This is a genomic window from Desulfosporosinus sp. BICA1-9 (assembly GCF_000802135.1).
In genome coordinates, this window is the sequence record NZ_JUEE01000049.1 from 62,128 (window position 1) to 86,723 (window position 24,596).

General features: G+C 45.0%; 18 protein-coding genes. 17 read left to right on the forward strand and 1 reads right to left on the reverse strand.

What is annotated here, in order from left to right:
- Positions 1-94: 94 nt before the first annotated feature.
- The 8 genes from prfB (at position 95) to JL57_RS06860 (ending at position 8,843) form a co-directional block, all read left to right on the forward strand.
- Positions 95-1,199 (forward strand): peptide chain release factor 2 gene (prfB, locus tag JL57_RS06825; protein ID WP_291299782.1). Its coding sequence is split into 2 segments (ribosomal slippage): positions 95-163 and positions 165-1,199, totalling 1,104 coding nucleotides; the frame shifts between segments, so codons are not numbered across the junction.
- 75 nt (positions 1,200-1,274) lie between these two features.
- Positions 1,275-2,105 carry a transketolase gene (locus JL57_RS06830; RefSeq protein WP_034141302.1) on the forward strand — a complete coding sequence of 277 codons (831 nt, stop codon included), beginning with the start codon at positions 1,275-1,277 and terminating at the stop codon, positions 2,103-2,105.
- The gene (locus tag JL57_RS06835; RefSeq protein WP_034141303.1) at positions 2,098-3,042 is read left to right on the forward strand and encodes a transketolase family protein; all 945 of its coding nucleotides are present in this window, start codon (positions 2,098-2,100) and stop codon (positions 3,040-3,042) included. The genes JL57_RS06830 and JL57_RS06835 overlap by 8 nt, the downstream gene beginning before the upstream one ends.
- A gap of 248 nt (positions 3,043-3,290) precedes the next feature.
- Positions 3,291-3,977 (forward strand): cell division ATP-binding protein FtsE, encoded by a 687-nt coding sequence (ftsE, locus tag JL57_RS06840; protein WP_034141304.1) that lies wholly within the window; start codon positions 3,291-3,293, stop codon positions 3,975-3,977.
- Positions 3,967-4,857 (forward strand): permease-like cell division protein FtsX, encoded by an 891-nt coding sequence (ftsX, locus tag JL57_RS06845; protein ID WP_034141305.1) that lies wholly within the window; start codon positions 3,967-3,969, stop codon positions 4,855-4,857. The genes ftsE and ftsX overlap by 11 nt, the downstream gene beginning before the upstream one ends.
- Positions 4,858-4,915: 58 nt before the next feature.
- A complete protein-coding gene (locus JL57_RS06850) occupies positions 4,916-6,061 on the forward strand; it encodes a murein hydrolase activator EnvC (RefSeq protein ID WP_034141306.1) in 1,146 nt (381 codons plus the stop codon).
- Positions 6,062-6,355: 294 nt separating this feature from the next.
- Complete coding sequence (locus tag JL57_RS06855; protein ID WP_034141307.1) at positions 6,356-7,537, forward strand: S41 family peptidase; 1,182 nt, start codon at positions 6,356-6,358, stop codon at positions 7,535-7,537.
- 271 nt (positions 7,538-7,808) lie between these two features.
- Positions 7,809-8,843, forward strand: coding sequence for a hypothetical protein (locus JL57_RS06860; protein WP_034141308.1), 1,035 nt, complete (start codon positions 7,809-7,811; stop codon positions 8,841-8,843).
- Between the two features lie 8 nt (positions 8,844-8,851).
- Here JL57_RS06860 and JL57_RS06865 read toward each other — a convergent pair whose 3' ends face one another.
- The gene (locus JL57_RS06865; RefSeq protein WP_034141309.1) at positions 8,852-9,694 is read right to left on the reverse strand and encodes an HDOD domain-containing protein; all 843 of its coding nucleotides are present in this window, start codon (positions 9,692-9,694) and stop codon (positions 8,852-8,854) included.
- Between the two features lie 252 nt (positions 9,695-9,946).
- Between JL57_RS06865 and JL57_RS06870 the strand changes: the two genes are divergently transcribed.
- The 9 genes from JL57_RS06870 (at position 9,947) to JL57_RS06910 (ending at position 24,520) form a co-directional block, all read left to right on the forward strand.
- Positions 9,947-11,296, forward strand: a complete 1,350-nt coding sequence (locus JL57_RS06870; RefSeq protein ID WP_034141310.1) for a substrate-binding domain-containing protein — start codon at positions 9,947-9,949, stop codon at positions 11,294-11,296.
- A gap of 461 nt (positions 11,297-11,757) precedes the next feature.
- Complete coding sequence (gene uvrB, locus JL57_RS06875) at positions 11,758-13,812, forward strand: excinuclease ABC subunit UvrB (RefSeq protein ID WP_034141311.1); 2,055 nt, start codon at positions 11,758-11,760, stop codon at positions 13,810-13,812.
- Between the two features lie 15 nt (positions 13,813-13,827).
- Positions 13,828-16,644, forward strand: a complete 2,817-nt coding sequence (gene uvrA / locus JL57_RS06880; protein ID WP_034141312.1) for an excinuclease ABC subunit UvrA — start codon at positions 13,828-13,830, stop codon at positions 16,642-16,644.
- Positions 16,645-16,667: 23 nt separating this feature from the next.
- A complete protein-coding gene (locus JL57_RS06885) occupies positions 16,668-17,480 on the forward strand; it encodes a Cof-type HAD-IIB family hydrolase (RefSeq protein WP_291299784.1) in 813 nt (270 codons plus the stop codon).
- 206 nt (positions 17,481-17,686) lie between these two features.
- On the forward strand, positions 17,687-18,685 hold the full coding sequence (locus JL57_RS06890) for an alpha-hydroxy-acid oxidizing protein (protein WP_034141313.1): 999 nt from the start codon (positions 17,687-17,689) through the stop codon (positions 18,683-18,685).
- Between the two features lie 356 nt (positions 18,686-19,041).
- Complete coding sequence (locus JL57_RS06895) at positions 19,042-20,844, forward strand: B12-binding domain-containing radical SAM protein (protein ID WP_045690978.1); 1,803 nt, start codon at positions 19,042-19,044, stop codon at positions 20,842-20,844.
- A 187-nt stretch (positions 20,845-21,031) separates the two neighbouring features.
- Positions 21,032-22,219, forward strand: a complete 1,188-nt coding sequence (locus tag JL57_RS06900; protein WP_045690979.1) for an extracellular solute-binding protein — start codon at positions 21,032-21,034, stop codon at positions 22,217-22,219.
- 37 nt (positions 22,220-22,256) lie between these two features.
- Positions 22,257-23,150, forward strand: a complete 894-nt coding sequence (gene rapZ, locus JL57_RS06905) for an RNase adapter RapZ (RefSeq protein WP_034141314.1) — start codon at positions 22,257-22,259, stop codon at positions 23,148-23,150.
- Positions 23,147-24,520, forward strand: a complete 1,374-nt coding sequence (locus JL57_RS06910; RefSeq protein WP_034141315.1) for a gluconeogenesis factor YvcK family protein — start codon at positions 23,147-23,149, stop codon at positions 24,518-24,520. Before rapZ ends, JL57_RS06910 begins: the two co-directional genes overlap by 4 nt.
- The last annotated feature ends 76 nt before the right edge of the window (positions 24,521-24,596 follow it).

Below are 24,596 nucleotides of genomic sequence, written 5' to 3' on the forward strand. Positions count from 1 at the left end.
CTTTCACTAAGTCAGGTATCGCTCGGAAATAGGCAATCAATTTTTGGTTAATATCTTAGTGTTCTGAGTGAATAGTTTTGGAAGGGTGAATAGAGTGCTTTCTGATTGGAAAAAGGAACTGGAAATGTTAACATTAAGCTTGGCAGATTTGAGGGTTTCCCTTTGACGTTGCTCAGCGTATCGAAAAAATTAGTCTTCTAGAAGGGGAGTTTCATCGTCCTAATTTATGGGATGACCCTATCAATGCTCAAAAAATTATGCAAGAGTTAGCTTTTCATCAGAGCAAAGTCAAAATTTATGAAGTGCTTGAGGGTGAGCTTGAAGAGACAGCGACTCTTTGGCAGTTGGCTACAGAGGAAGATGATGTGAGCCTTGAACCAGAGATTGAGCAAGGGGTAAGGAAACTTCAGCGGCGGTTAGAGGATTTGGAACTGGAATTACTGCTGGCCGGTCCTTATGATCGGAATAATGCTATTTTAACCCTTCATGCTGGAGCCGGAGGTACGGAAGCTCAAGATTGGGTGCAAATGCTCTATCGTCTTTATATTCGTTGGGGAGAACGTCACGGATATAAAGTGGAGACGTTAGACTTTTTAAATGGCGATGAAGCAGGAATTAAGAGTGCTACACTGTCCTTCAGTGGGGAAAATGCGTACGGATATGCCAAGTCAGAAAAAGGCGTGCATCGTTTAGTGCGAATTTCACCTTTTGATGCGTCAGGACGCCGCCATACCTCATTTGCTTCTGTAGATGTAATACCAGAAGTAACTGAGGATAACGAGATAACTATTGACACTGAAGACTTAAGGATAGATACTTATCGGTCCGGAGGTGCGGGTGGACAGCACGTCAACAAGACCGATTCTGCGATTCGGATAACACACTTGCCGTCCGGGGTCGTGGTTCAGTGTCAGAGTGAACGCTCACAGACACAAAACAAACTGGCTGCTATGCGGGTTTTACAGGCCAAGTTGCTGGAACTTAAACGTAAGGAACAAGAGGCTGAAATTTCCGAAATTCGCGGTGAGCAACAAGAGATTGCTTGGGGAAGTCAAATCCGTTCTTATGTTTTCCATCCCTACAGCCTAGTTAAAGACCACCGAACCAATGTGGAAACAGGGAACGTCTCGGCAGTAATGGATGGGGAAATTGATACTTTTATTGCAGCGTTTCTTCAGAAGACAAAAACATTGTCGTAATACCGCAGTAGCCATAACTCAAACAAGTTTATTTGAGATTATGTTATTTAAGAATGAACTAAAGGAGGGGATCGCTTGACCACAATTGAATTGAAACGAGTGGCCAATACTATTCGTCAAGACATTATTTCGATGCTTGTAACCGCAAAATCAGGGCATCCTGGTGGGAGTTTATCTGCCGCTGATATCGTCGCAACCTTATTTTTTAACGAAATGCGAATTAATCCTCAGGATCCACGGTGGGCGGATCGAGACCGCTTTGTCCTTTCCAAAGGACATGCAGCTCCCGTGCTTTACTCCGCACTTGCAGAGAAAGGTTATTTTCCAAAGGCCGAGCTACAGGGGCTTCGTCAAACGGGTCATATGCTACAGGGACATCCGGATATGAAAAAGACCCCGGGTGTGGATATGTCCACAGGTTCCTTAGGGCAAGGGCTTTCGGCAGCCAATGGAATGGCTTTAGCCGGAAAGCTGGATGGTAAGGATTATCGCGTGTTTGCCTTGCTCGGGGATGGTGAAATGGCAGAGGGACAAATTTGGGAGGCTGCTATGGCGGCTGCTCACTATAAATTGGATAACGTTACCGCTATTTTAGATCTTAACGGCTTACAAATTGATGGAGCGACAGATAGTGTCATGTGTTCAGCTCCGCTAACAGAGAAGTGGCGGGCATTTTGTTGGCATGTGATTGAAGTTGACGGACATGATGTCGATTCCCTACGGGCAGCCTTTGCTGAGGCAAAAACAGTCAAAGGCAAGCCAACCATTATCATTGCCAAAACAGTAAAGGGCAAAGGGGTTTCCTTCATGGAAGACCAAGCTGGCTGGCACGGCAATGCTCCTTCTGTGGAACAAGGCGAACAGGCGCTTAAAGAATTACGGGAGGAGGCGGCGAACCTTGGCTAATAAAGTAGCGACACGCGAAGCGTATGGCAAGGCCCTTCAAATTTTAGGGGCAGAAAATCCTAACGTCGTCGTTTTAGATGCAGATTTGTCGAAGTCGACCAAAACGGCTGACTTTGCCAAAAAATATCCGGAGCGTTTCTTTAACATGGGGATTGCCGAGGCGAATCTCTTAGGGACAGCTGCGGGCCTTGCTGCAGCAGGTAAAATTCCCTTTGCCAGCACCTTTGCAATTTTTGCAGTTGGCCGGGCCTTTGAACAAATTCGTAATTCAATTGCCTATCCTAAGTTAAATGTGAAAATTGCGGCTACCCACTCCGGAATTACAGTTGGTGAGGACGGAGGGTCTCATCAGGCCATCGAAGATGTAGCAATTATGCGCGCGGTACCGAATATGGTGGTTTTAGTTCCTGCAGATGGAGAGGAAACTCGCCAAGTGGTTTTGGCTGCTGCCCAATATAACGGACCTGTTTACATTCGGATGGGACGCTTAGATGTTCCGTTGCTTTTCGACGCAGAGTATCAGTTTGAGATTGGCAAGGCTAACGTCCTTAAAGAAGGGACAGATGTAGCCATCATGGCTAATGGAGTGCTGGTGTCTATGGCCTTAGAAGCAGCCTCTGAGCTGGCTGATAAGGGAATAAGCGTGAGCGTTGTCAATGTAGCGTCAGTGAAACCACTAGATGAAGAAACGATTGTACAGATTGCGAAGACGACAGGAGCCGTCGTGACGGCGGAGGAACACAACATTATCGGAGGACTAGGAAGCGCAATTGCAGAGGTTCTAGGGGAAAAGCAGCCCACACCAATGGTGCGCGTCGGACTTAAAGACACCTTCGGGGAGTCAGGGCGACCGCAGGAACTTCTTGAAAAATATGGTTTAACGAAGCAGGAATTAGTGAAAGCAGTGCATGAGGTCCTTGCTAAAAAGCAAATTTAATTTCTCTCCTCTCCTCAACACAATGGACAGGGTAGATCTGATCAAGAAGGGACTAGCATTCTGGTGTGAACTGGGAATGCTGGTCCCTTCTTGATAATTTCCCCTATCTGTGATGGACTTTGACGTTTAGTCCGCCACAAAACAAGCGAATGTTTAATTTTAGAGACAGGAAATCCACGTCTAGTGTCGAATAAAATAAGGGTTATGGGGAAATAAGGGCGGAGCATGCGAAAATCAAGGAGGACAGTATGATTCAATTGACAAATGTGTCCAAGATTTATATGAACGGTGCCAGAGCCCTTGTCGATATAAACCTTAAAATAGGTAAAGGGGACTTTGTTTTTCTGGTAGGTCCCAGTGGCGCAGGCAAATCGACGCTGATCAAATTACTGTATCGCGAAGAAAGCCCGACAAGAGGGCAGGTTCAGATTAATAGCAAGAATCTGGTGCGAATGAAACAACGAGAAGTACCCTATCTAAGGCGTAATATTGGAGTGATCTTTCAAGACTTTAAGTTATTACCCAATAAGACGGTCTTTGAAAATGTTGCTTTTGCACTTGAAGTGATTGGTGTGGCCAGGCGTGAGGTAAAAAGTCGTACTCGAGCCACGTTAGAATTAGTGGGTCTGGCATCTAAAGAAACATCTTATCCGCATGAACTGTCTGGAGGGGAACAACAACGTGTCTGTGTAGCCCGGGCAATTATTAATAATCCGGCCTTATTAGTAGCTGATGAACCTACGGGTAACCTTGATCCTGAGACTGCGTGGGATATTATGGATCTGCTTTATAACATCAATAAACGAGGGACAACCATAGTCATGGCTACCCATGCCAAGGCAATTGTCAATAAAATGCAAAAAAGAGTTATTGCCATAGAAAATGGAAGGGTTGCACGGGACGAGGAAAAGGGGGGATACGGCTATGACACTTAATTCCTCTCGTTATATTCTTCGCGAGACATTCCACTCTATGAAACGCAATCCTTGGCTGAGCATTGCATCAGTCATAACCGTAATGGTTTCGCTGGTGATCCTAGGTTTCTCGATATTCTTTTTTGCCAACGCTGCAAATATGGCACAATCCTTTGAATCGGAACTGGAAATTGCCACATTTGTGCAAGACAACACAACCCCTTCCCAAGTACAAGCTTTGAAAAACCAGATTTTAGAGATGCCTGGTGTCGCTTCAGTGACCATAGTGACTAAGGAAGAGGTCCTTAAAGATTTTGGAAAAACGTTGGGCGGGACCCAAAGTAATCTTTTGGCAGATCTTGGGGGAACCAACCCTTTCCGTGATAAGCTGACGATCAAAGCGACGGATCCGCAAAATGTCATAACTCTAGCTGAGACAGTAGGTGCTCTTCCCGAGGTAGCAAAAGTACGCTATGGACAGGGATTTATCGATCAACTCTTGAAATTTACACAATGGCTAAGATGGATTGGCCTTGCTGTGGTCGGGGCTTTTGGCATTGCAGCAACGGTCCTGATTTCGATTAACGTTAAAATGAATGTCTTTTCCCGCCGCCGTGAAATCCAAATTATGAAATTGGTGGGTGCAAGTAACAGCTTTATTCGTTGGCCCTTTCTGATCGAGGGGTTAGCATTAGGTCTTGTTGGGGGAGCCATGGCTGCCGGTATTGTAGGTATGGGTTACAATTCGATAACTATGTACGTTCAATCATCCTTAACCTTTTTACCGGTTGTTCAGAACGATATTCTTTTCCGCCAAGTATCGGTGGGACTATTACTTGCAGGCATGGCAATGGGAGCCCTTGGAAGCGGGATTTCCTTGCAGAAGTTCCTCCGTACTTAGGAGAGAGGAAGTGAGGAGGAATAATGTTTAATTTTCTATTTAAGAACGGAGGGGTCGTTTGTTCGGGAAGAAAGTCATACCTGCTATAGTAATAAGTCTTCTTTTGCTTGGGACGTCGGCAATGCCTTCCCGGGCCGATCAACTAGGTGAGAATCTTCAACAGCAGAAAGATATTTTAGATCAGAAAGCTGAAGCTCAGAAAAAGCTAAATAAGATATCTTATACAACCGATACTATGAAGGCTCAATTGGCTCATATCGAAAAACAAGTTGCAACAACTCAAGCGAACTTAGCTCAGAAGCAGGTCGCCTATGTCCAAGCCCAAGATCAAGTCGCCGCTGTGCAAATAGAGTTGGATCAAACCCAAAAAGAATTGGAAGATCGTCGGTTGGCGCTGGGGAAACGTGCACGAGGAATCTATGAAAGTGGTCAGATTAGCCACTTGGAATTACTTTTTCAGTCCACCGATCTCAGCGATTTTATTACTCGAATGGAGTATTTCTCAACATTAGTGTCTAACGATCGCCAGCTTTTGACAGATATTCAGTCCCAAAAAACCCAAATTGAACAAAAGACACTTGATTTACAGCGTAAAAGAGATCTAGCCGAAAAAATCAAAAATGAGGCTGTCTTAGCTAGTAAAGAGCTTGAAAACAAAAAGTTCGAACAACGTGAGGCTTTAGATCAAAGCGAGAAGGCGCAACAAGCCGCCTATGAAGAGGTTTACCGCTTGGAAGCTGAGTCTAAAGCTATGACAGAGAGAATTCGCAAATTACAGGCCTCTCAGTCAGGAAAAGTGACTGGGAATGGGTCAATTTCCACCTGGCCAGTGCCCGGTTATTATCAAATCAGTAGTCCTTTTGGCTGGCGTACTCACCCTATCACACGTAAACAAAGTATGCATACAGGAACAGATATAGTTGCTCCCACAGGAACGCAGATTCGTGCAGCGGAATCAGGGGTTGTCTTGATAGCGGGTTGGAATACTGCCTATGGAAATATGATGGTTATTGACCATGGTGGCGGAATATCAACTCTCTATGGACATGGTTCGCGCTTGGATGTCAGTGAAGGTGAATCCGTTAAAGCGGATCAAGTCATTGGGGCCGTGGGATCAACAGGGTGGAGTACAGGCGCGCACCTGCATTTCGAAGTACGGGTAAGCGGCAATCCTACCGATCCTTTGCGGTATTTTCCAAACTGAAGGATAAGCAGTATTTCTACCGAGAAATAAGCATATAATAGAGCAAGTCTTAAGAAAAATGTTGGCGCCCGAAGACACTGTCTTCGCACGTGTTAACCTTCTTGAAAGCGCTGGCCAGACTCGAACAAGAACGTTTGAGGTTTGAAACCGCCATGACTCGAACAAGGACGTTCTAGATTAGAACACCGCCATGGATGGCAAGATGTCGTGATGGCAAGGTGTCGTGACGACAAGAAGAGACCTTCCAGAAAGTCATACTTTCTGACAAGTGCAAGAAGGAGAGGAGTTACTGGATTGCAGGAGTGGAACACAAAGAGAATAGTTAAACACATCGGGATTATATTTCTAATCTTTTCCGTATTTGTTACTACGTTAGTTGGCGGAGTGGTTATTGCTAACGTTGATAATATGGGCAGATTAGTTCACGTTGTGCAACTAATTCGCAATGATTACTTAGAAAATGTAACGACCGTTCAGCTCGTAGAAGGGGCAACAAAAGGCATAGTAGAGATACTCGGTGATCCCTATTCAACCTACATGAATGCCAAGGAGAACGAGGAACTTTTTCAAATGCTTGAAGGGAAGTTCGGTGGAATAGGAATTGTACTTAGTTTAAAAGATCCTAAGAAACTTGTCGTCCTACGCCCTATCAAGAATTCTCCGGCCAGTAAGGCTGGTATCCAATCGGGTGATGTCGTCAGTAAGATAAATGATACTGAGACCGCAGGAATGGAGCAGGAGAAAGCCGTGGGTTTGATGCGCGGGGATCCCGGAACAAAAGTAAACTTGGCGCTATACAGGGAGAGTACTAATAAGACTTTTACGGTGAGCTTGACGAGAGAAAACATCACCGTTCCGACCGTTGATGGGCAAGCATTACCAGGACAACCGGATATAGCCTATCTCAATATTTCTCAGTTTGGCTCAGAAACTGGGAATGAGCTTAAAGAAACCTTAAACACTATGGACATTAAGAAATTCAAAGGTCTTATTCTAGATATGAGGTATAACCATGGTGGCGAGCTCAATGCTGCGGTTCAAGTTGCCAGTTACTTCATCCCAGAAGGGCCGGTTGTCTACATTGTCGACAAACAAGGCAACATCGATACGAAAATGTCCACGGGTTCTTATCTGGGAATGCCTTTAGTGGTACTAGTCAATGAAGAAAGCGCTTCAGCCGCAGAGATCGTAGCAGGAGCTATTAAGGACAAGGGAACTGCCAGTATTGTTGGAGTAAAAACGTTTGGCAAAGGGATTGTACAAACTATCTTTCCATTAGATGGAGGGACTAGTGTCAAATTAACAACCGCCAAATATTTGACACCTAATAAGGTGGATATTCATAAAAAGGGAATCGAACCAGATATTAAAGTTGAGCTAACCCAAGGGCAACAAGTGACTATTCCGCCCCTAAACACGAATTTTGATCCGCAACTTCAGAAAGCTCTTCAGACGCTACAAGGAAAACTGAAATAGTGAATTAGTGAATTAGTGAATTACAAAAAGACACGCTTCTAAAACGGAGCGTGTCTTTATCTAGATTAGGCCTTCATACCGCTACAGGGTACCATAGATGAATTACTGATTATTATTCAGAACAAGACTTGAGCTACCAGAAGGTACCCCAAGTCTTGTTGGCTTACGGCTCGAATGACGAATATCGAATTTCGCACCTCGAATTTGGTGACCGTCGCAAGCGTTGTTGCATAGACTACGCTGATCATAAAAAACGACGGGGGTAACCAGCATGAGAAATAAGACCGGGGTGCGACATTACTTTGCCGAAGGAATCACCACAAGGGGCTACATATCTCTATTACCTAACATGATGCCAAGTTGGCAACGGGCTTATGTCTTATTAGGAGGTCCAGGAACCGGTAAATCGACGTTTATCAAGGTTATTGGTCTGGAATTGTTGGATCGAGGATATGAGATTGATTTTTTGCGCTCGGCGCGAGATCCGGATTCAATGGCAGGGTTTATCGTTCCACGCCAGGGCTTGGCTATGCTGGATGCCATGGAGGTTTCTCCGTTGCGTTGGCGTGCACCAGGTGTCATCGAGAAATTCATTGATTTTAGTAGCTTTTGTAACGAGTTAAACTTAGAGAAACAGCGCACCTCGATTTTGCAGCTTGAAAATCAGCTTCAAGAGCTTCAAATGAGGTTAGAAGAGGAGTTGGCTGCAGAACTTGGGTCATTGATTGGGAATAGGTCAGGAAAAATTCCTGTGGAAAGAGAAGATCTTTCCTGGATATTAGGGAATTCCGCGCATCTTAAAGTAAAGAAAGAGCACTCCGGACCTTGGCCGCTTGCGGAAAATGCCCTTAGACTTTTGCAAAAAAGCGTTATCAATCCTTACTTTTTGCACGGGTTAACTGCTGAAGGGTGGCTTAATCTGGCACCCTATTTCCTGGCGGATTTCGATCAAATTCGCTTGGAGGGTGATGAAACGTTAGACGCCTTAGATTGGGTTTTACGCGAGGCGCAGCAATTGGGACAAAGGATCGATATTGTTTTGCATCCTCTTAATCCTGATGAGGTGATTGGAATTGTATTTCCTGAAAGGCATTTGGCGATCTGGCAGGGCAATCCAGAAAACTTAAAGGATCAGGGCTTAGATCGACCTTTCAGCAAAAAACTAGTAGAAATTTTAGCAGCTTGGCAGACGCATAGGTCTCAGTTAAAGGGGAAATATATGGAGACTGTGAACTTTGATCAATTGGATAGCTATAGGGAAACCGTACTTAATCAAATTTTAGGCGATTTACAAAGGAAAGAATAAGCTAATCATTAACCAAATAAGGTGGGATCGACAAGAAACTCTCCGAGGTCTGCCATAAGACGTTCAAGATCGTTTTCTTTAAGGGCTAACCGATCGAGAGCGTCTTGTTGTATAGGGTTTAAAAAGTTGTCCACACCGCCCCCAATCCCGAGTAAACTGGCTAGCCCGTTAGCAACGTGAACGACACTGGCGAGTTCCACATGACTTTGCGCCTGGGATGGGGCATGGTGGGAGGAAATAGCAGACACGAGATCCTGAGGTAAGAACCATGTTTTAGCAAGAAATCCACCAACGGTTGCATGATTAAAACCAATCACCTTTTCCTCAAGCTCTACATAAGTAAATTTTGCTTCTTTCACCTTTTCTAGAAGATAGGGCCCTACTTCTTGGACGTAGATAGAGATAACTAGTTTGCCAATATCATGAAGCAACCCTGCGGTAAAAGCAACATCTCCGAAGGGAAGTTTTCGATGTTGGCATAGACGTTTCGCTGTCATAGCAGTCAACAGGGAATGCTTCCAGAGTCCTTCCTGCTCGATCCCATACCCCAAGAGGTCGGTTTTCAGTAAGGGAGCCACTGCGGAAGCCATAGCTAACCCTTGGGTTACTTGGAAGCCAAGCATGACTATTGCTTCTTGCAGGGAAGAGATTCGTCGCGCATAGCCGTAATAGGCGGAATTTGCCTGGCGCAGCATACCGGCCGTGAGTGCTGGATCCCGGCCAATGACAGTTTCAAGGTCCTTCACGGAAGTATCGGGATTTTTGGTTAAAGCAATCACGCGTAAAGCCGAAGTTGGCAGGGGGGGCAGAGCTTGAACTCGTTTTAAGATATGTTCTAACTTAATAGGCAACTGTTGTTACCTCCTTCACTATTTTCAAGGATGAGAATTAAGACGATTTAATCGTACTAAAGATAAATGCCCCGAAATAAGCTTTAAAAATTCTAATAAATGTAAAAAATTATAAGAATTAAGAAATAAATCCACGAATAAATAAGTAGTTATAATCATAATACATGATCTCCTTTTCCCTGCATTTTTTAACAAGACAAGGGGAAGCTAACTCAAAGAATTAAAATTTGAGTCCGGAAAGGAGCGTGTAACATGTCCAGGAGATTTAAATTCTTATTAATCATGATTTCACTCTGTCTTAGTTTAACCATAACTGGCTGTGGTCTACAAGACCTTTTAGGAAAAAATAAAAGTAAAACGGCGACAAAAAAAGCGGAGAATCAAACTATTATTGCAGTTTCTTTAAATGAGGATGATCCTAACAAATTGCTGATCTCAAAAGGGATCGAAGATTTTGCGAAGAAAGAAAACGCGAAAGTGATATATATGGAAAAAAAGTCTGGAGCAGACCCTTTAAAAGGGGCGAAAATCCTAATTTACCAAGGGGGAGATTCGAGTATTTTACAGAAATCCCAAAAGGAAGAAATACCTATTTTAGCCTTAACCCAACTTCCTTCTGGTGTGAAGCCCGAAGGAATTATTACTCCAGATCAGGAAAAAGCGGGTGCGTTGATGGCCCAAACTCTGGTAAGTAAGGTTTCAGAGGGGCTAGTTGTAATTTTGCAGGGAGATCCTAACGAGAGCGGATCTCAAGAGCGCTTAGCTGGTAATAAAGCAGTCTTAAGCAAGTATCCGAAGATTGCAGTCCATACTATTGCTAGTACTCCTGGTTCCGAGTCATTAACTCGAACGGGCTTAGTAGAGTTCCTTCAGAAAAATCCTGAAACTGTTCAAGGAATTTTGGCTCATACTGAAAAATTAGCGCTTCAGGCCAGCGAAGTTTTGAAACAGTTAGATAAAAAAATTAGTCTGGTCGGAGGACAGGTTAGTCTTGCATCGATAGAGCGGATGTCAAGCGGAACACAAATGGGGGATATTGATACGTCCCCATATTTGCAGGGTGTTAATGCTTATCAATGGGCTCAAAAGATAATCAAAAAGCAACCCTTAGAGGTCAATGATTCCATTACCAGTGAGCAAGGTGAAATTCCAGCTAAGATTATTGCTGTCAAAGCTGTAACTCCTGAAAACATTTCAATTATCCAAAACAGTTACACCAAAACAATAAAAAGCGCTGAACAGGATAAGAAGGCAAAGGAGCAGGAGGATAAAAAAGAAAAGTCATCGGGACAAGCTTCTGAGGGCAAAGATAAAGAAGAAGCAGGAAAAGAGGGAGAAGCTAAGAACGAAGGAAAGTCCGAAGAAAAGGGCTCTAGTGCTATCCCTGCTGAAGCAAAAAAGGTGACTGAACGGATAAAAACTGAGACGAACCGAGAATACCTTGATGCGCAAGGTAAAGTAATTGGCACGGAGAAAACCGTCAATGAACAGGTAAAGACAGTGCCGTCTGAAATGATCAAACAACAAGCAGAGCAGTCACAAGTAAAAGCGAAAGATGGAGGGGATGAGGCGAAAGACAAAGAAGGGGACAAGAAGGAATAAGAAAGAATAAGAAGGAACACAAAAGAACACAAAAGAACACAAAGAGAAAATGAACTTGTTCAACAAAAGTCGAACATCGAGTCTTCGGTAGGGGAGTCTATCCCCTCCGAAGCGAGAGTAAGGGGTACCACTCCCACTTTGGAAATGAGAGTCATAAATTTACTTAACTTAAGCCGAAATGTATTTTTCGGCTTTTTTATTCTGGTCAAAGCCCTGTCGGCATGCGGACCACTAATGAATGCAAATGGTCTTTTTCCAGGGCAGACTCTCATGCTGCTTCGCAGTACCATCAGACGATGAAAATTACTTCTCAGGCCAAGGCCACCTTCAAGAAAATTAAAGATCAATAATTTGTATATGCAAGGGCATAGATGTAAAATAAACGGAGAAGAGCATATATTTAAAATGGGCATGAGTGTGTTTCTTAATTCATACTTTATAATCGAAAGGAAGAGCGGAGCATGGAATTTCAGATACATGCCCCCTACCAACCTGCTGGGGATCAACCTCAAGCCATTGATGATTTGACCGCTGGGTTGAGTAGAGGTCAAAATCATCAGACATTGCTGGGGGTTACAGGATCAGGGAAAACTTTCACGATGGCGAATATTATTATGAAGGTGCAAAGACCAACCCTTATTCTGGCCCATAACAAAACATTGGCGGCACAGCTTTATAGTGAGTTCAAAGAGTATTTTCCCGAGAATGCCGTGGAGTATTTTGTGAGTTACTATGATTATTACCAACCGGAAGCCTATGTGCCTTCGAGTGATACCTTTATTGAAAAGGATGCTTCGATCAATGAAGAGATCGAAAAGTTACGCCACTCGGCGACCGCTGCCCTGTTGGAGCGTCGTGATGTAATTGTGGTGGCTAGTGTTTCTTGTATTTATGGTTTGGGTTCTCCGGAGGATTACCGGGACCTTGTCCTTTCTCTACGCCAGGGACAAGTTGTTGATCGAAATGAGATTTTACGAAAGCTGATAGCGATCCAATATGACCGCAATGATATAGCCTTCACCAGAGGAACGTTTCGAGTTCGAGGAGATGTAGTAGAGATTTATCCTGCTGCCTCGACTGAACAAGTGATTCGAGTGGATATGTTCGGTGATGAAATTGAACACATCTACGAGATTAATATGCTCACTGGGGAGATTTTAGCGGAGCGCTATCATGTCTCTATTTTCCCAAATTCACACTATGTGACTGCTCAGGAAAAGGTCATGGAAGCAGCAGAGAATATTGAAAAAGAATTGGACGAACAATTGAAGGTTTTGGAATCTGAGAATAAACTCTTAGAGATGCAACGACTTGAACAACGAACACGCTATGATTTAGAAATGCTCAGAGAAATGGGCTTTTGCAACGGGATTGAAAACTATTCTCGCCACTTGACGTTTCGTGAGCCTGGAGACACACCTTACACTTTGTTAGATTATTTTCCTGAGGATTTTATCCTCTTTGTGGATGAATCCCATGTATCCCTACCCCAAGTCAGAGGCATGTACGAAGGGGATCGGTCACGTAAAACCACCCTAGTGAACTATGGTTTCCGTCTTCCCTCTGCTTTAGATAACCGTCCGCTAAAATTTGCCGAATTCGAACATACGATTAAGCAAAGCGTCTACGTCAGTGCTACACCTGGGCCGTATGAGATGGCCCACTGTCCCACGGTCGTAGAGCAGATCATCCGACCTACAGGGTTGTTGGATCCGGAAGTTATTGTGCGTCCCACGAAAGGTCAAATTGATGACTTATTGGGAGAAATCAAGGCACGGATTGCAAGGGATGAACGGATTCTCGTGACAACGCTTACGAAAAAGATGGCGGAAGATCTCACGGATTACTTTAAAAATCTAGAAATCAAGGTCAAGTATCTTCATTCAGATATTAAAACACTGGAACGGGTGGAAATCCTAAGAGAGCTTCGCTTAGGCGATATTGATGTCGTGGTTGGGATTAACCTATTGCGGGAAGGCCTAGACTTACCGGAAGTTTCCCTAGTGGCAATTCTCGATGCCGATAAAGAAGGATTTCTTAGGTCAGACCGTTCTCTGATTCAGACCATCGGTCGTGCAGCGCGCCATGCTCAGGGTAAGGTCATCATGTATGGAGATAAGATAACCCAATCAATGCAGAATGCGCTAGATGAAACAAACCGACGTCGGTCGATTCAAATGGCCCATAACGAAAAAATGGGGATTACTCCTCAAACGATCCGTAAAGCGGTTCATGAAGCCCCAGAGGCAACCAAAGTCGCCGAAATGAAGCAAGCCTACGGCAAAAAACTTTCCCCTGAAGAGCTTGCCCAACTCATTAAGAGCTTAGAAGACGAAATGCGCCTAGCAGCGCGAGATCTTGATTTTGAGCGAGCCGCCGAAATCAGAGATGCCATGATCGAGTTAAAAGGAGAAGAGAATAAATACAAAATGACAGGCCAACAAGGCAAGAACAAAAAGAACACACGGTATGACCAGAAGGCACAGAAAAAACAGGGATCTTCCCGCAGAAAATAAGAAATGAGGCAACCCATGACCCAAGAATACCTACGCGTGCGTGGAGCACGCGCTCACAACTTAAAAAACATCGACATCGATATTCCGCGTAACAAGCTAGTAGTCATCACAGGTCTGTCCGGCTCGGGAAAATCCTCCCTAGCCTTCGATACAATTTATGCGGAGGGGCAGCGCCGTTACGTGGAATCCCTTTCAGCCTATGCTCGGCAGTTCTTAGGACAGATGGACAAGCCAGATGTGGATTCCATCGAAGGGCTTTCCCCGGCGATTTCCATCGACCAAAAGACGACCAATCGCAACCCGCGTTCGACGGTCGGTACAGCTACGGAAGTCTCCGATTACCTGCGCTTGCTTTATGCTCGAATTGGACATCCCCATTGCCCAAAGTGTGGTCGGAGTATTTCCCAGCAGACCATTCAACAAATGGTAGACCAACTGTTGAGTTTCCCTGAACGGACCAAACTGCAAATCCTAGCTCCCCTCGTGAAAGGTAAAAAAGGGGAACATCAAAAAACGTTTGAAGACGCCCGTAAGGCAGGGTATGTTCGAGTACGAGTCGATGGAGAGATAAGGGACCTTAGTGAAGAGATTGAGTTGGCCAAAAATAAAAAACATTCCATCGAGGTTGTGATCGACCGCATTTCTCTGAAACCAGGGAGTGCTGAGCGTTTGGCGGATTCTTTGGAAACCGCGCTTAAACTCGGTGAAGGAAATGTGATTGCTGACATTACGGATGGGGAGGAGTTGCGCTTTAGCGAAAACTTTGCCTGCCCGGATTGTGGTATTGCTCTGGAGGAGATCTCTCCGCGCCTTTTTTCATTTAATAGTCCTTATGGAGCTTGCCCGGCCTGTACAGGCTTAGGTGCAAATCTTGTGGTAGATATTGACCTTATGATCCCGAATCGTTCCCTGTCTCTAGCAGATGGAGCCATAGCGCCTTGGGCCAAATCAACGTCCAATTATTACCCAAGAATGATGCAGGCGGTAGCTCAAAACCTTGACTTCGAGATGGATACCCCTTTGAAAGACTTGACCGAGAGTCAATGGCAGGGATTGCTCAATGGAACCGAGACCCCGATCACGTTTCAATATCAAAATATTTTTGATCAGTTAAAAACCTATCACACTAACTTTGAAGGCTTGATCCCCTATTTTGGACGTCGGTATCGGGAGTCCACCTCAGATATGGTTCGCTCCGAAATCGAAGGATACATGAGTGAACATCCCTGCCCAGAGTGTCAGGGAAAACGTCTAAAACCAGAAGCGCTAGCGGTAAAAGTGGGTGGGATCTCCATCGATGATCTGTCCCGCCTATCAATTACAGAAGCAATCAACTTTGTTAATGCACTTATTCTATCGCCCAAAGAAGAAACCATTGCTCAGCAAATTATCAAGGAAATCAAGGAGAGATTGGGATTCTTGATGAATGTGGGACTGGACTACCTGACCATGGCTCGAGCTGCTGGTTCGCTCTCCGGAGGGGAGGCCCAGCGGATTCGCTTGGCGACTCAGATCGGATCAAGCTTGATGGGAGTACTCTATGTACTTGATGAACCGAGTATTGGGCTTCACCAGCGAGATAACGCCCGTTTACTTGGGACGTTGAAGCGCTTACGGGACCTCGGCAACACTCTAATCGTTGTAGAACATGATGAGGATACGATGATTGCCGCAGACCATATTATCGATATTGGTCCCGGAGCAGGGGCTCATGGAGGGCGAGTGGTTGCCGAAGGTCGGATAGAAGAAATAAAGGCCAACAAGGAATCAATCACCGGACAGTATTTGAGCGGCTTGAAACAGATTGAGGTTCCTAAAGATCGACGGCAACCGAATGGCAAGTGGCTTGAGGTCTTTGACGCTCGAGAGAACAACCTCAAGAATGTCCATGCGCGAATCCCTTTGGGATTGTTTACCTGTGTGACAGGCGTCTCAGGTTCAGGAAAGAGCACTTTAGTCAATGAAATTATCTATAAGAGCTTAGCTTCAAGTCTCAATCGTGCCCGGGTCCGTTCTGGGGCTTACGGTCGAATGGAAGGCTTGGAGCATCTGGAAAAGGTCATTGATATAGACCAGTCCCCAATCGGACGGACTCCCCGTTCCAATCCTGCAACATATACGGGTGTGTTTGATTTTATTAGAGAGCTTTTCTCCATTACTCCAGAGGCAAAAATGCGGGGCTACAAACAAGGCCGGTTTAGTTTTAATGTCAAAGGTGGTCGGTGCGAGGCTTGTCGTGGAGACGGAATCATTAAGATTGAGATGCATTTTCTGCCAGATGTTTATGTTCCCTGTGAAGTTTGTGAAGGAAAACGTTATAATCGGGAGACCTTGGAAGTGCGCTATAAAGGGAAAAATATTTCTCAAGTTCTCGATATGACCGTGGATGAAGCGGTGGAGTTCTTCCAAGTAGTCCAGAAGATCGCTCGAAAATTCCAGACCCTCCAAGATGTGGGGCTTGGTTATATCCGTCTGGGCCAGCCTGCAACCACCTTATCTGGGGGAGAAGCTCAGCGGATCAAGCTTGCTTCGGAGTTAAGTCGCCGTAGTACGGGTAAGACCATTTATATACTCGATGAACCTACGACAGGTTTGCATACGGCAGATATTGATAAACTCCTCCATGTGCTTCACCGTTTAGTTGATGGGGGAGATACGGTCCTCGTAATCGAGCATAATCTTGATGTCATTAAAACAGCTGATTGGCTGATTGACCTCGGTCCAGAAGGCGGAGACCGGGGGGGAGAAGTGCTGGTTGTTGGTAACCCAGAGGATGTCGCTGCCTTCCCGGCATCTTATACGGGGCAGTATTTGAAACGTTATTTGGATTAGCGGATAGGGAGTTGAAAAAAGTTTTGACGATTCGTTTAGTCGCAATGGATCTCGATGATACCTTGCTTAGAGATGATTGGACAATTTCCCCGCGAGTAGTAAAGGCTATACAAAAGGCTCAAGCACAAGGAGTGAAGATGACGATTGCCACTGGGCGGATGCCCATTTCTACACGCCCTTATGCAGAGCAACTCCGGGTCGATGTTCCGATCATCACTTACCATGGGGCAATGATCCAACAGGTTTTAAGTCGTGAAATTCTCTTCAGGCGCGTTATTCCGAGTGCACTCGCTGCTCAAATCGTAGAGCATGTTACGAAACTTGGAATTTATGGTCAAGTGTATCTCAAGGACCGTGTAGTTGCCCCGAAACTTAATGAATGGTCTAGGGAGTACTCCAGAATAGCAAGTGTTCATATTGAGGAGGCTGACCTGTCGGTCCTGCTTTCCCAGGAACCAGAAGGGGTGGAGAAGATCCTCCTTATTGCGGAGGAGTCTGTGCTCGATCAATTGACCCCTTCACTGAATCAATGTTATGGTGAAAAAGTGCATATTACAAAATCTAAGCCCCATTTCCTAGAAATCACGGATTGCTCTGTCAATAAAGGCGTGGCTTTGGCTGCTTTAGCAAAACGCTTTGGAATCGCCCAGCAAGACGTTATGGCGATTGGTGATAGCTTCAATGATTTAGAAATGATTCAATATGCCGGCGTTGGAGTAGCCATGGGAAATGCCCGTTCGGAAATAAAAGAGCAAGCGGACTTTGTCACTTTCTCAAATGAGGAAGACGGGGTAGCAGAGGCAATTGAACGCTATGTATTAAGAATTGATGCTTAAGAAGTATAAACCGTGAGTTTAAAAACTAAAAATGAACAAAATGAGAGTTGTCGATTAAGTGTAATAAGTAATAAGTAATAAGTAATAAGTAATAAGTATTGGATTGGGAATTAAGGAAATCTAAATCCGCCTTGTGTCTTGAGTACAGAGTATAGAGTTACAGAGTATAGAGTACGGATAAACAAAATTGAGTGGAGGTTATGAACATGAATATAAAAACCGTTCGTCAAACAGCGCGAGAAAAGCTCAAGGGTTATTGTCGAGTTTGTCCAGAATGTAATGGCAAGGCCTGTGCAGGGGAAGTCCCAGGTATGGGAGGAATGGGGACGGGAGCATCGTTTAAAAATAATGTTGAAGCTCTAGCAGCATTTCGCATCAATTTAAGGACAATGCATAGTGCCAAACACCCTGATACACAGATCAAACTCTTTGGTCAAGAACTGAAAACCCCGATTCTTGGGGCACCGATTATGGGTAACAACTTCAACATGGGTGGGGCTTTGAATGAAGAAGAATGGGCTGAAGCTGTGATTCAAGGTTGCTTAACTTCAGGAACGTTAGGGTGCACGGGGGACGCACCAGACCCGGCAATGTATTTTACCGGTATTGATGTGATAGCTAAAGCTCAAGGACGGGGTATTCCGATTATAAAACCCCGGGAACAGGATGAGGTTCTTAACTGTCTGCGTCGAGCTGAGGAAGCGGGAGCTCTGGCAGTGGGCATGGATGTGGATACGGCCGGCCTAGTCTCTATGAAGGTTGGGCCAAAAAGTGTAGAAGAAATGAAAGCCATCATTTCCAGTACCTCTTTGCCGTTTATCATTAAAGGAATCATGACGGTAAGCGAAGCAGAAATGGCACTTGAAGTAGGAGCTTCAGCAATTGTGGTCTCAAACCATGGGGGAAGAGTACTCGATCATACTCCAGGTACCGCTGAAGTTTTGCCAGAAATCGCTGCGGTGGTGGATGGCCGAATTCCTGTGATCGTTGACGGAGGAGTACGAACCGGTGTTGATGTCTTAAAGATGTTAGCACTCGGTGCTGATGCCGTCATGATTGGAAGACCTCTAATTATTGCCGGCTATGGCGGAGGGGCAGACGGGGTTGCTTTAGTACTGAGGAGAATAACGAATGAATTGAAACAGGCCATGCTTCTCACAGGCTGTGCAACACTGAGTGATATTAATATTGACGTGCTGTTTTGATCTAAAATAATAAGAGTACAGGCACAAATCGCCAATGTCATATCCACTTCCTGGATTGAATTAAAGTCGTTGAAAAAGCGAAATGTTCCATGTGGAAATCTAGTAAGTAAACAACTTTTTTTTAGTAAGAGCTTCGTCGGATAACGAAGCTCTTACAATTATGGAGATCTTGCAGTAGAACTCAATCTGTGAGCGGCAGGCTAGGAAATTCTATAACTATCAGAATATGCTATGAATTTGCCGGAAAAACTAAGATTTATTTTGAAAAAGAAAGTTAGTTCTCTTGTGCTAACTGGCACAAGAATTGCATCGAGGGAGCTAAACCGCTATACTTAGGGAGAAGGGGGTTTTTCTATTTGCGTATTCTTTTGGTGGCCCTCAATGCCAAGTATGTTCATACAAATTTAGCCCTTCGCTATTTGCGGGAAGGGATACGCCCCGATTTCCCTAACAGTTTGCTTTTGGAATTTAGCATTAACGATCGCCTTGAACGCATTGCTGGGGAAATCTATGAAGCCAAGGCCGATGTCATTGGCTTTTCGTGTTATATTTGGAATCTGAAAGAAGTCATGGCGGTCATTAGGTATCTTCACCCCGTCTGCCCGGATGTGAAGTTTGTGATTGGGGGTCCGGAAGTTTCTTTCGGGGCCGAAGAGTTTCTCACCGAGCATCCTGAGGTAGATGCCCTTGTTCTTGGTGAAGGGGAACGCATTTTTTTAGATCTACTTAAGACGTGGCAGGATGGTCGTGATCTTTCTGAGGTGCTAGGAATAGTATGGAGAGATAATAAAGCAATTGTTGTCAATCCTATCTGTGCCAACCCTCTCGATTTAAATGAGCTACCGTTTCCCTATCTGGAGGACGAAGACTTCACAGGACGACTTGTCTATGTTGAAACGACTAGAGGATGTCCGTTTAACTGTCAGTACTGCTTGTCCTCAACGTTCCGAGGGGTTCGATTTTTGGAGCCGGAGAAGTTTCGGCAGGTGTTTCGGCACTTACTGGAAAACGGTGCTCGGACCATAAAGTTTGTGGATCGCACGTTTAATGCCAATAAAAGTCATGCTCTGCGCATCTTGGACATCGTGCGGGAAGAGAGTGAGAAACACCCAGATGCCCAAAAGATACGGGTTCACTGTGAGATGGCTGGTGACCTTTTTGACGAAGAATGGCTGAATTATCTTAGAAATTATCCACGGGGATTAATTCAATTGGAAATCGGAGTACAATCGACCTATCCACCGACACTCGAGATCGTGTCACGCCCTCAAAACTTCGAGAAATGGAAAAAATACGTACCAGAAATCCAAACCTTCGGAATTCAGCTTCATCTTGATTTGATCGCCGGGTTACCCGTTGAAAACTGGACAAACTTCCGAACCTCATTTAACGATGTCTATACAGTTAGACCAGATATGCTGCAGCTAGGGTTTTTAAAAGTACTTAAAGGATCTGGGCTACGTCTGCAAAGCAAGCGCTATGGTCTGGTGTATACGCCAGACCCACCCTATACAATTTTAGAAACCTCAGTCTTGTCCCACGGCGAAATACTTCAATTACATCGTATGGAAGAAGTTCTCGATAAATATTATAATTCAGGGAAGTTTTCTCATGCCTTACCTGAAACCGTTAAACTTTTTCCAACCCCCTTCGATTTTTACCATGGGTTTGCGGAGTTTTGGCAGCAAAACGGTTGGTTTAAACGTCAGTGGCAGGGGAAAGCCCTTTTTGATAGACTTTGGGAGTTTCTTGAGGGATTTGAAGCTCAGTCAGAGCCCCCCGTAGACATTCCATGGGATACAATTCGAGATGCCCTGCGCTTTGATTATTATCTTTGGGAACGTCCAAACATCATACCTGATTATTTAGGTCCTGACAAAAGTTCGGAGTGGGGAGAAACGGCAGATTTGCAGAAAGCAAAACAGGAAGAGATTCGGAAAGCTGGTTATTGGAAAACAGTGATTCCAGAGTTCAGTCTATTGGATCGGCGTCAGTGGATCCGCAACACCGCAGTTGCCTGTTTCACGACTGATTTATCTCCTGTTGCTCAATCCCCTAGACCATGCTGGTATCTTTTCTACTATCAACAGGGGAAGGTGAAGGCTTACCGGTATCTAGGAAACTCTTCTGAAAGAGTATATACTCCTTCAGAAGATTAGCTGAATTTATCCGGGAACTATTTACGAACCACGACCTCGTGGTAGTTAACCACCGGATATTGGATACTTTATGAAAGATAGAGGAACTTATACATGGACTAAATATGCGATGTAACGGCATTCGGTGAGCGATATCGAACATCGAACTTCGAACTTCGAACCTCGATTTTGAATGGAGTGCAGTACAATGACTTCCACTTATTTATGCAAAACGATCACACGATGGTTTTACATAGTTGTCATAGCCTTACTTGTTGCCGGGTGTGCGAGAGAACCTCAGATGGGAGAACCGGGTGGACCGGCACCTGCAGTGGTGGACGTCTGGCATTCCTTGCAAGGGGCAGAAGCTCAGGCCTTACAAGTTCAGGCTCAAATGATCAATCAGACCCATCCTGAAGTGATTATCAAACTTAGTTATGTACCAGAAAAAAAATTCGTAGCCTTTTCCTATCAAGCAGAGGCTGGAGGAGAAGGCCCTGAGCTATTCATCGCATCTAGGGAGATTATCCGTCAGCTTTATGAACAAGGGGCGTTGGCACCCACAGTGTACGAGGATCAAGAGGGTTTTCCTGCGGCCTCGAAAGGTTTTCGATTTGGTGGGGAGGAGTATGGTCTTCCTTGGTTGACAGATATTCCTTTGCTTTATTTCAGAACAGATACAGCAGCAATTCCTGTCAATTTATCGGACTTATTCTCCGCTAAAGGTGGGGTTTCCGTAGCCGCCACAGATACTTCCACACTTTCAGCATGGTGGAATGGGCAGGGTGGGAGGTTGATGAATGGAGGGGTCCCAGCCTTAGATGATCCCAACAATGTTGTATTTCTTCAACAACTTTTTACTTGGCAAAGTGCTAAAGCTCTGCGGATTGATCCGGCTACATTCACCGCGTTTTCCGGCGGGCAAACTCCTTATATGATCGCTGGGGCAAGTGCAGCAAAATCGTTGACTCAACTGAATGTGCCTTGGGGTAGCCTATTGCTTTCTGATTTATTAAATGGACAGGGACAATCTCTTTTAGGAACGACCCTGGGGATCGCAAATTCTGCTACCAAGACGAATGAAACGATGAGATCGGCGATTCAAACCGTGGAAAAAGCTCTGCTCGCCCCAGAGGTGGAAGGGGCAATGCTGGAGGCAGGACGACTTCTTCCTGCCAATATGGGATACTACCAACGGCCAGAGGCCCAGAAAGGTGTCTTTCCGCAGGCTAAGCTGGCACTTGATAGGGCATGGGCGTTAGAAGGAAATGCTCCAGAGTGGAAGTTGATTCCGCTCCAAAATTTGGCATGGAGTAATGCCTTAGCGGGAAACGTTGCTCCCTTAGATGCTCTGGTAAGTGCACAAGAACATGCTAGAGAAGTTTTAACGCCCTAGAGTTCGTCATAATCTTAAAAGAGTGGGAGGTGAAACTATGAATAAGAAAGGATTAGAACTCATTGTCATCACGGGTTTATCAGGAGCAGGTAGGACTCAAGCCATGCAAAGTCTTGAAGACCAAGGATTTTTTTGTGTTGATAATTTACCGCCTACTTTTCTGGTTAAATTTGCTGAGCTTTGTGCCCAGTCCCGTGGAAAAGTTTCCAAAGCAGCGATAGTCTGTGATTTGCGTGGAGGAGAATTTTTTTCCTCACTTAGCGAGGCTTTGGCTAATCTTGAGAAAGAAGGCTTTCGTCTGGAAGTTCTCTTTCTTGATGCTTCCGATGAAACCTTAATCCGCCGTTATAAAGAATCCCGTCGTCGCCATCCTCTGTCTCCTCACGGACGAGTATTGGATGGAATTCAAGCTGAACGCCAGCAGCTTGAGGAGTTAAGAATCCGTGCTGACAATATAATCGACACGTCTGACTTAAGCGCCCAACAACTTCGTAGTCAAGTAGCGGATCTCTTTTGTAAGGCTCAGGGGCTAGATCAAATGGCTGTTTCAGTGATATCCTTCGGCTTTAAGTATGGTATCCCGATGGATGCGGACTTGGTTATGGATGTGCGCTTTCTTCCGAATCCATACTATGTAGAAGCGCTTCGTCCTCTGACCGGGGAGCATACGTTGGTAAGAGACTATATCTTTGGCAATCAAATGGCCCAAGAATTTATGGAAAAATACCTGGGACTGCTTGAATACATCCTGCCTAATTATATCAAAGAGGGAAAAACCCACTTAGTTATCGGAATTGGCTGTACAGGAGGACAACATCGCTCCGTGGCCATTGCTGAAAGGGTGGGGCAATTTCTAACGGAACGGAATTATTCGATTAGTGTTAAACATCGGGATGCTAAGAAAAATCAAAAGGGTGGAACTGGGCGATGAAAACTGTAAAGCGTGAGTGGTTTTCAAGATATCTAAAATGGCTCTACCCAAATCTAAGGGTTAAACGCTGGTTTATCCTAGCGGTTCTTGGAATCTTCCTTTTCGCGACGGGTTTCTCTGTTATGAATGATGGGGTAGCCATTGGCTACGCTGAGTTACAGTTCCGAGAAATTATCTATCAAATAACGGGTAGTACCCGGCATATAACTGTACCGACAGGTCTTGTGATCAGTATCTTAGGGATCGTCTTAATTATTATAGGTTTTAAACGAATGCTTTACTCGATTATTTCCTCCGTACTCCCTGAAAATGAAGGGAAAATTGTGGATGTGATTTACGCTCGGCAATATTTACGTAGAGGACCAAAGATTGTGGTAGTGGGTGGCGGGACAGGGCTCTCAGCCCTTCTGAGCGGACTTAAGCAATATACTTGTAATCTTACAGCCATAGTTACTGTTTCGGATGATGGTGGCAGTTCGGGAAAGCTACGGGATGAAATGGGTATACAACCCCCCGGAGATGTACGCAATTGTCTGGTGGCTTTGGCTGATACTGAAGATATTATGGATACTCTTTTTTCTTACCGCTTTGAAAGTGGGAATCTCAAGGGCCATAGCCTGGGAAACCTGCTTCTGGCAGGACTAACAGATACCTTTGGGGATTTTCAGAAAGGGATTGAACAGGTTAGCAAAGTATTTGCTCTCCGTGGGAAGGTATTCCCCTCCACGTTAGAACAAGTGGTCCTCCTGGCGGAGTTAGAGGACGGGACTCGAGTGGTAGGGGAGACCGCAGTTCGGGTTACTGAGGGAAAAATTCGAAGAGTTTACCTCGAACCTAGTGACTGTATACCATTACCGGACGCCATGAAGGCCCTTGAAGAAGCAGATCTTATTGTCCTAGGTCCCGGAAGCCTATATACTAGCGTTCTTCCCAATTTACTGGTCAAAGGTCTCAGAGATAAAATCCGAGCAGTGAAAGCCCCTTGTGTCTATGTATGTAATGTAATGACGGAAAAAGGCGAGACGGATGGTTATCGGGTGTCTGATCACCTTAGAGCGATTCTTGACCACTGTGGCACAGATTTCGTCGATGCAGTACTGGCTGCCAAAGGAGAAATTACGGCACCCCTTCTTAAGCGCTACGTTGAGGAAGAGGCCGTTCCGGTCATTACTGACCCTAAAGTAGTACAACACTTGGGGGCGAAATATTTTGAGGCAAATTTAGTACATGAGGGAAACGTCGTTCGCCATGATCCTGATCGATTAGCAAAAGAACTGATCCGGTTACTCTTCCGTTTGAAACCCATAGGAGAGCGCATTGCCTTAGTTGATGCCTATCTGCTCACTCAGAAGCTCCGTAAAGAATCATAAAAACATCACTGAATACTTTCTTAACCGAATTCGATGTTCAGCTCTAGCTGAACGAGTTCACTCGAACCACGAACTT

What these genes read in the sequence shown, in the direction of transcription:
- JL57_RS06860 (WP_034141308.1), top strand. Translation starts at nt 7,809, where the DNA reads ATGAGAAATAAGACCGGGGTGCGACATTACTTTGCCGAAGGAATCACC.
- JL57_RS06890 (WP_034141313.1), top strand. Translation starts at nt 17,687, where the DNA reads ATGAATATAAAAACCGTTCGTCAAACAGCGCGAGAAAAGCTCAAGGGT.
- uvrA (WP_034141312.1), top strand. Translation starts at nt 13,828, where the DNA reads ATGACCCAAGAATACCTACGCGTGCGTGGAGCACGCGCTCACAACTTA.
- JL57_RS06910 (WP_034141315.1), top strand. Translation starts at nt 23,147, where the DNA reads ATGAAAACTGTAAAGCGTGAGTGGTTTTCAAGATATCTAAAATGGCTC.
- rapZ (WP_034141314.1), top strand. Translation starts at nt 22,257, where the DNA reads ATGAATAAGAAAGGATTAGAACTCATTGTCATCACGGGTTTATCAGGA.
- JL57_RS06870 (WP_034141310.1), top strand. Translation starts at nt 9,947, where the DNA reads ATGTCCAGGAGATTTAAATTCTTATTAATCATGATTTCACTCTGTCTT.
- ftsX (WP_034141305.1), top strand. Translation starts at nt 3,967, where the DNA reads ATGACACTTAATTCCTCTCGTTATATTCTTCGCGAGACATTCCACTCT.
- JL57_RS06900 (WP_045690979.1), top strand. Translation starts at nt 21,032, where the DNA reads ATGACTTCCACTTATTTATGCAAAACGATCACACGATGGTTTTACATA.
- uvrB (WP_034141311.1), top strand. Translation starts at nt 11,758, where the DNA reads ATGGAATTTCAGATACATGCCCCCTACCAACCTGCTGGGGATCAACCT.
- ftsE (WP_034141304.1), top strand. Translation starts at nt 3,291, where the DNA reads ATGATTCAATTGACAAATGTGTCCAAGATTTATATGAACGGTGCCAGA.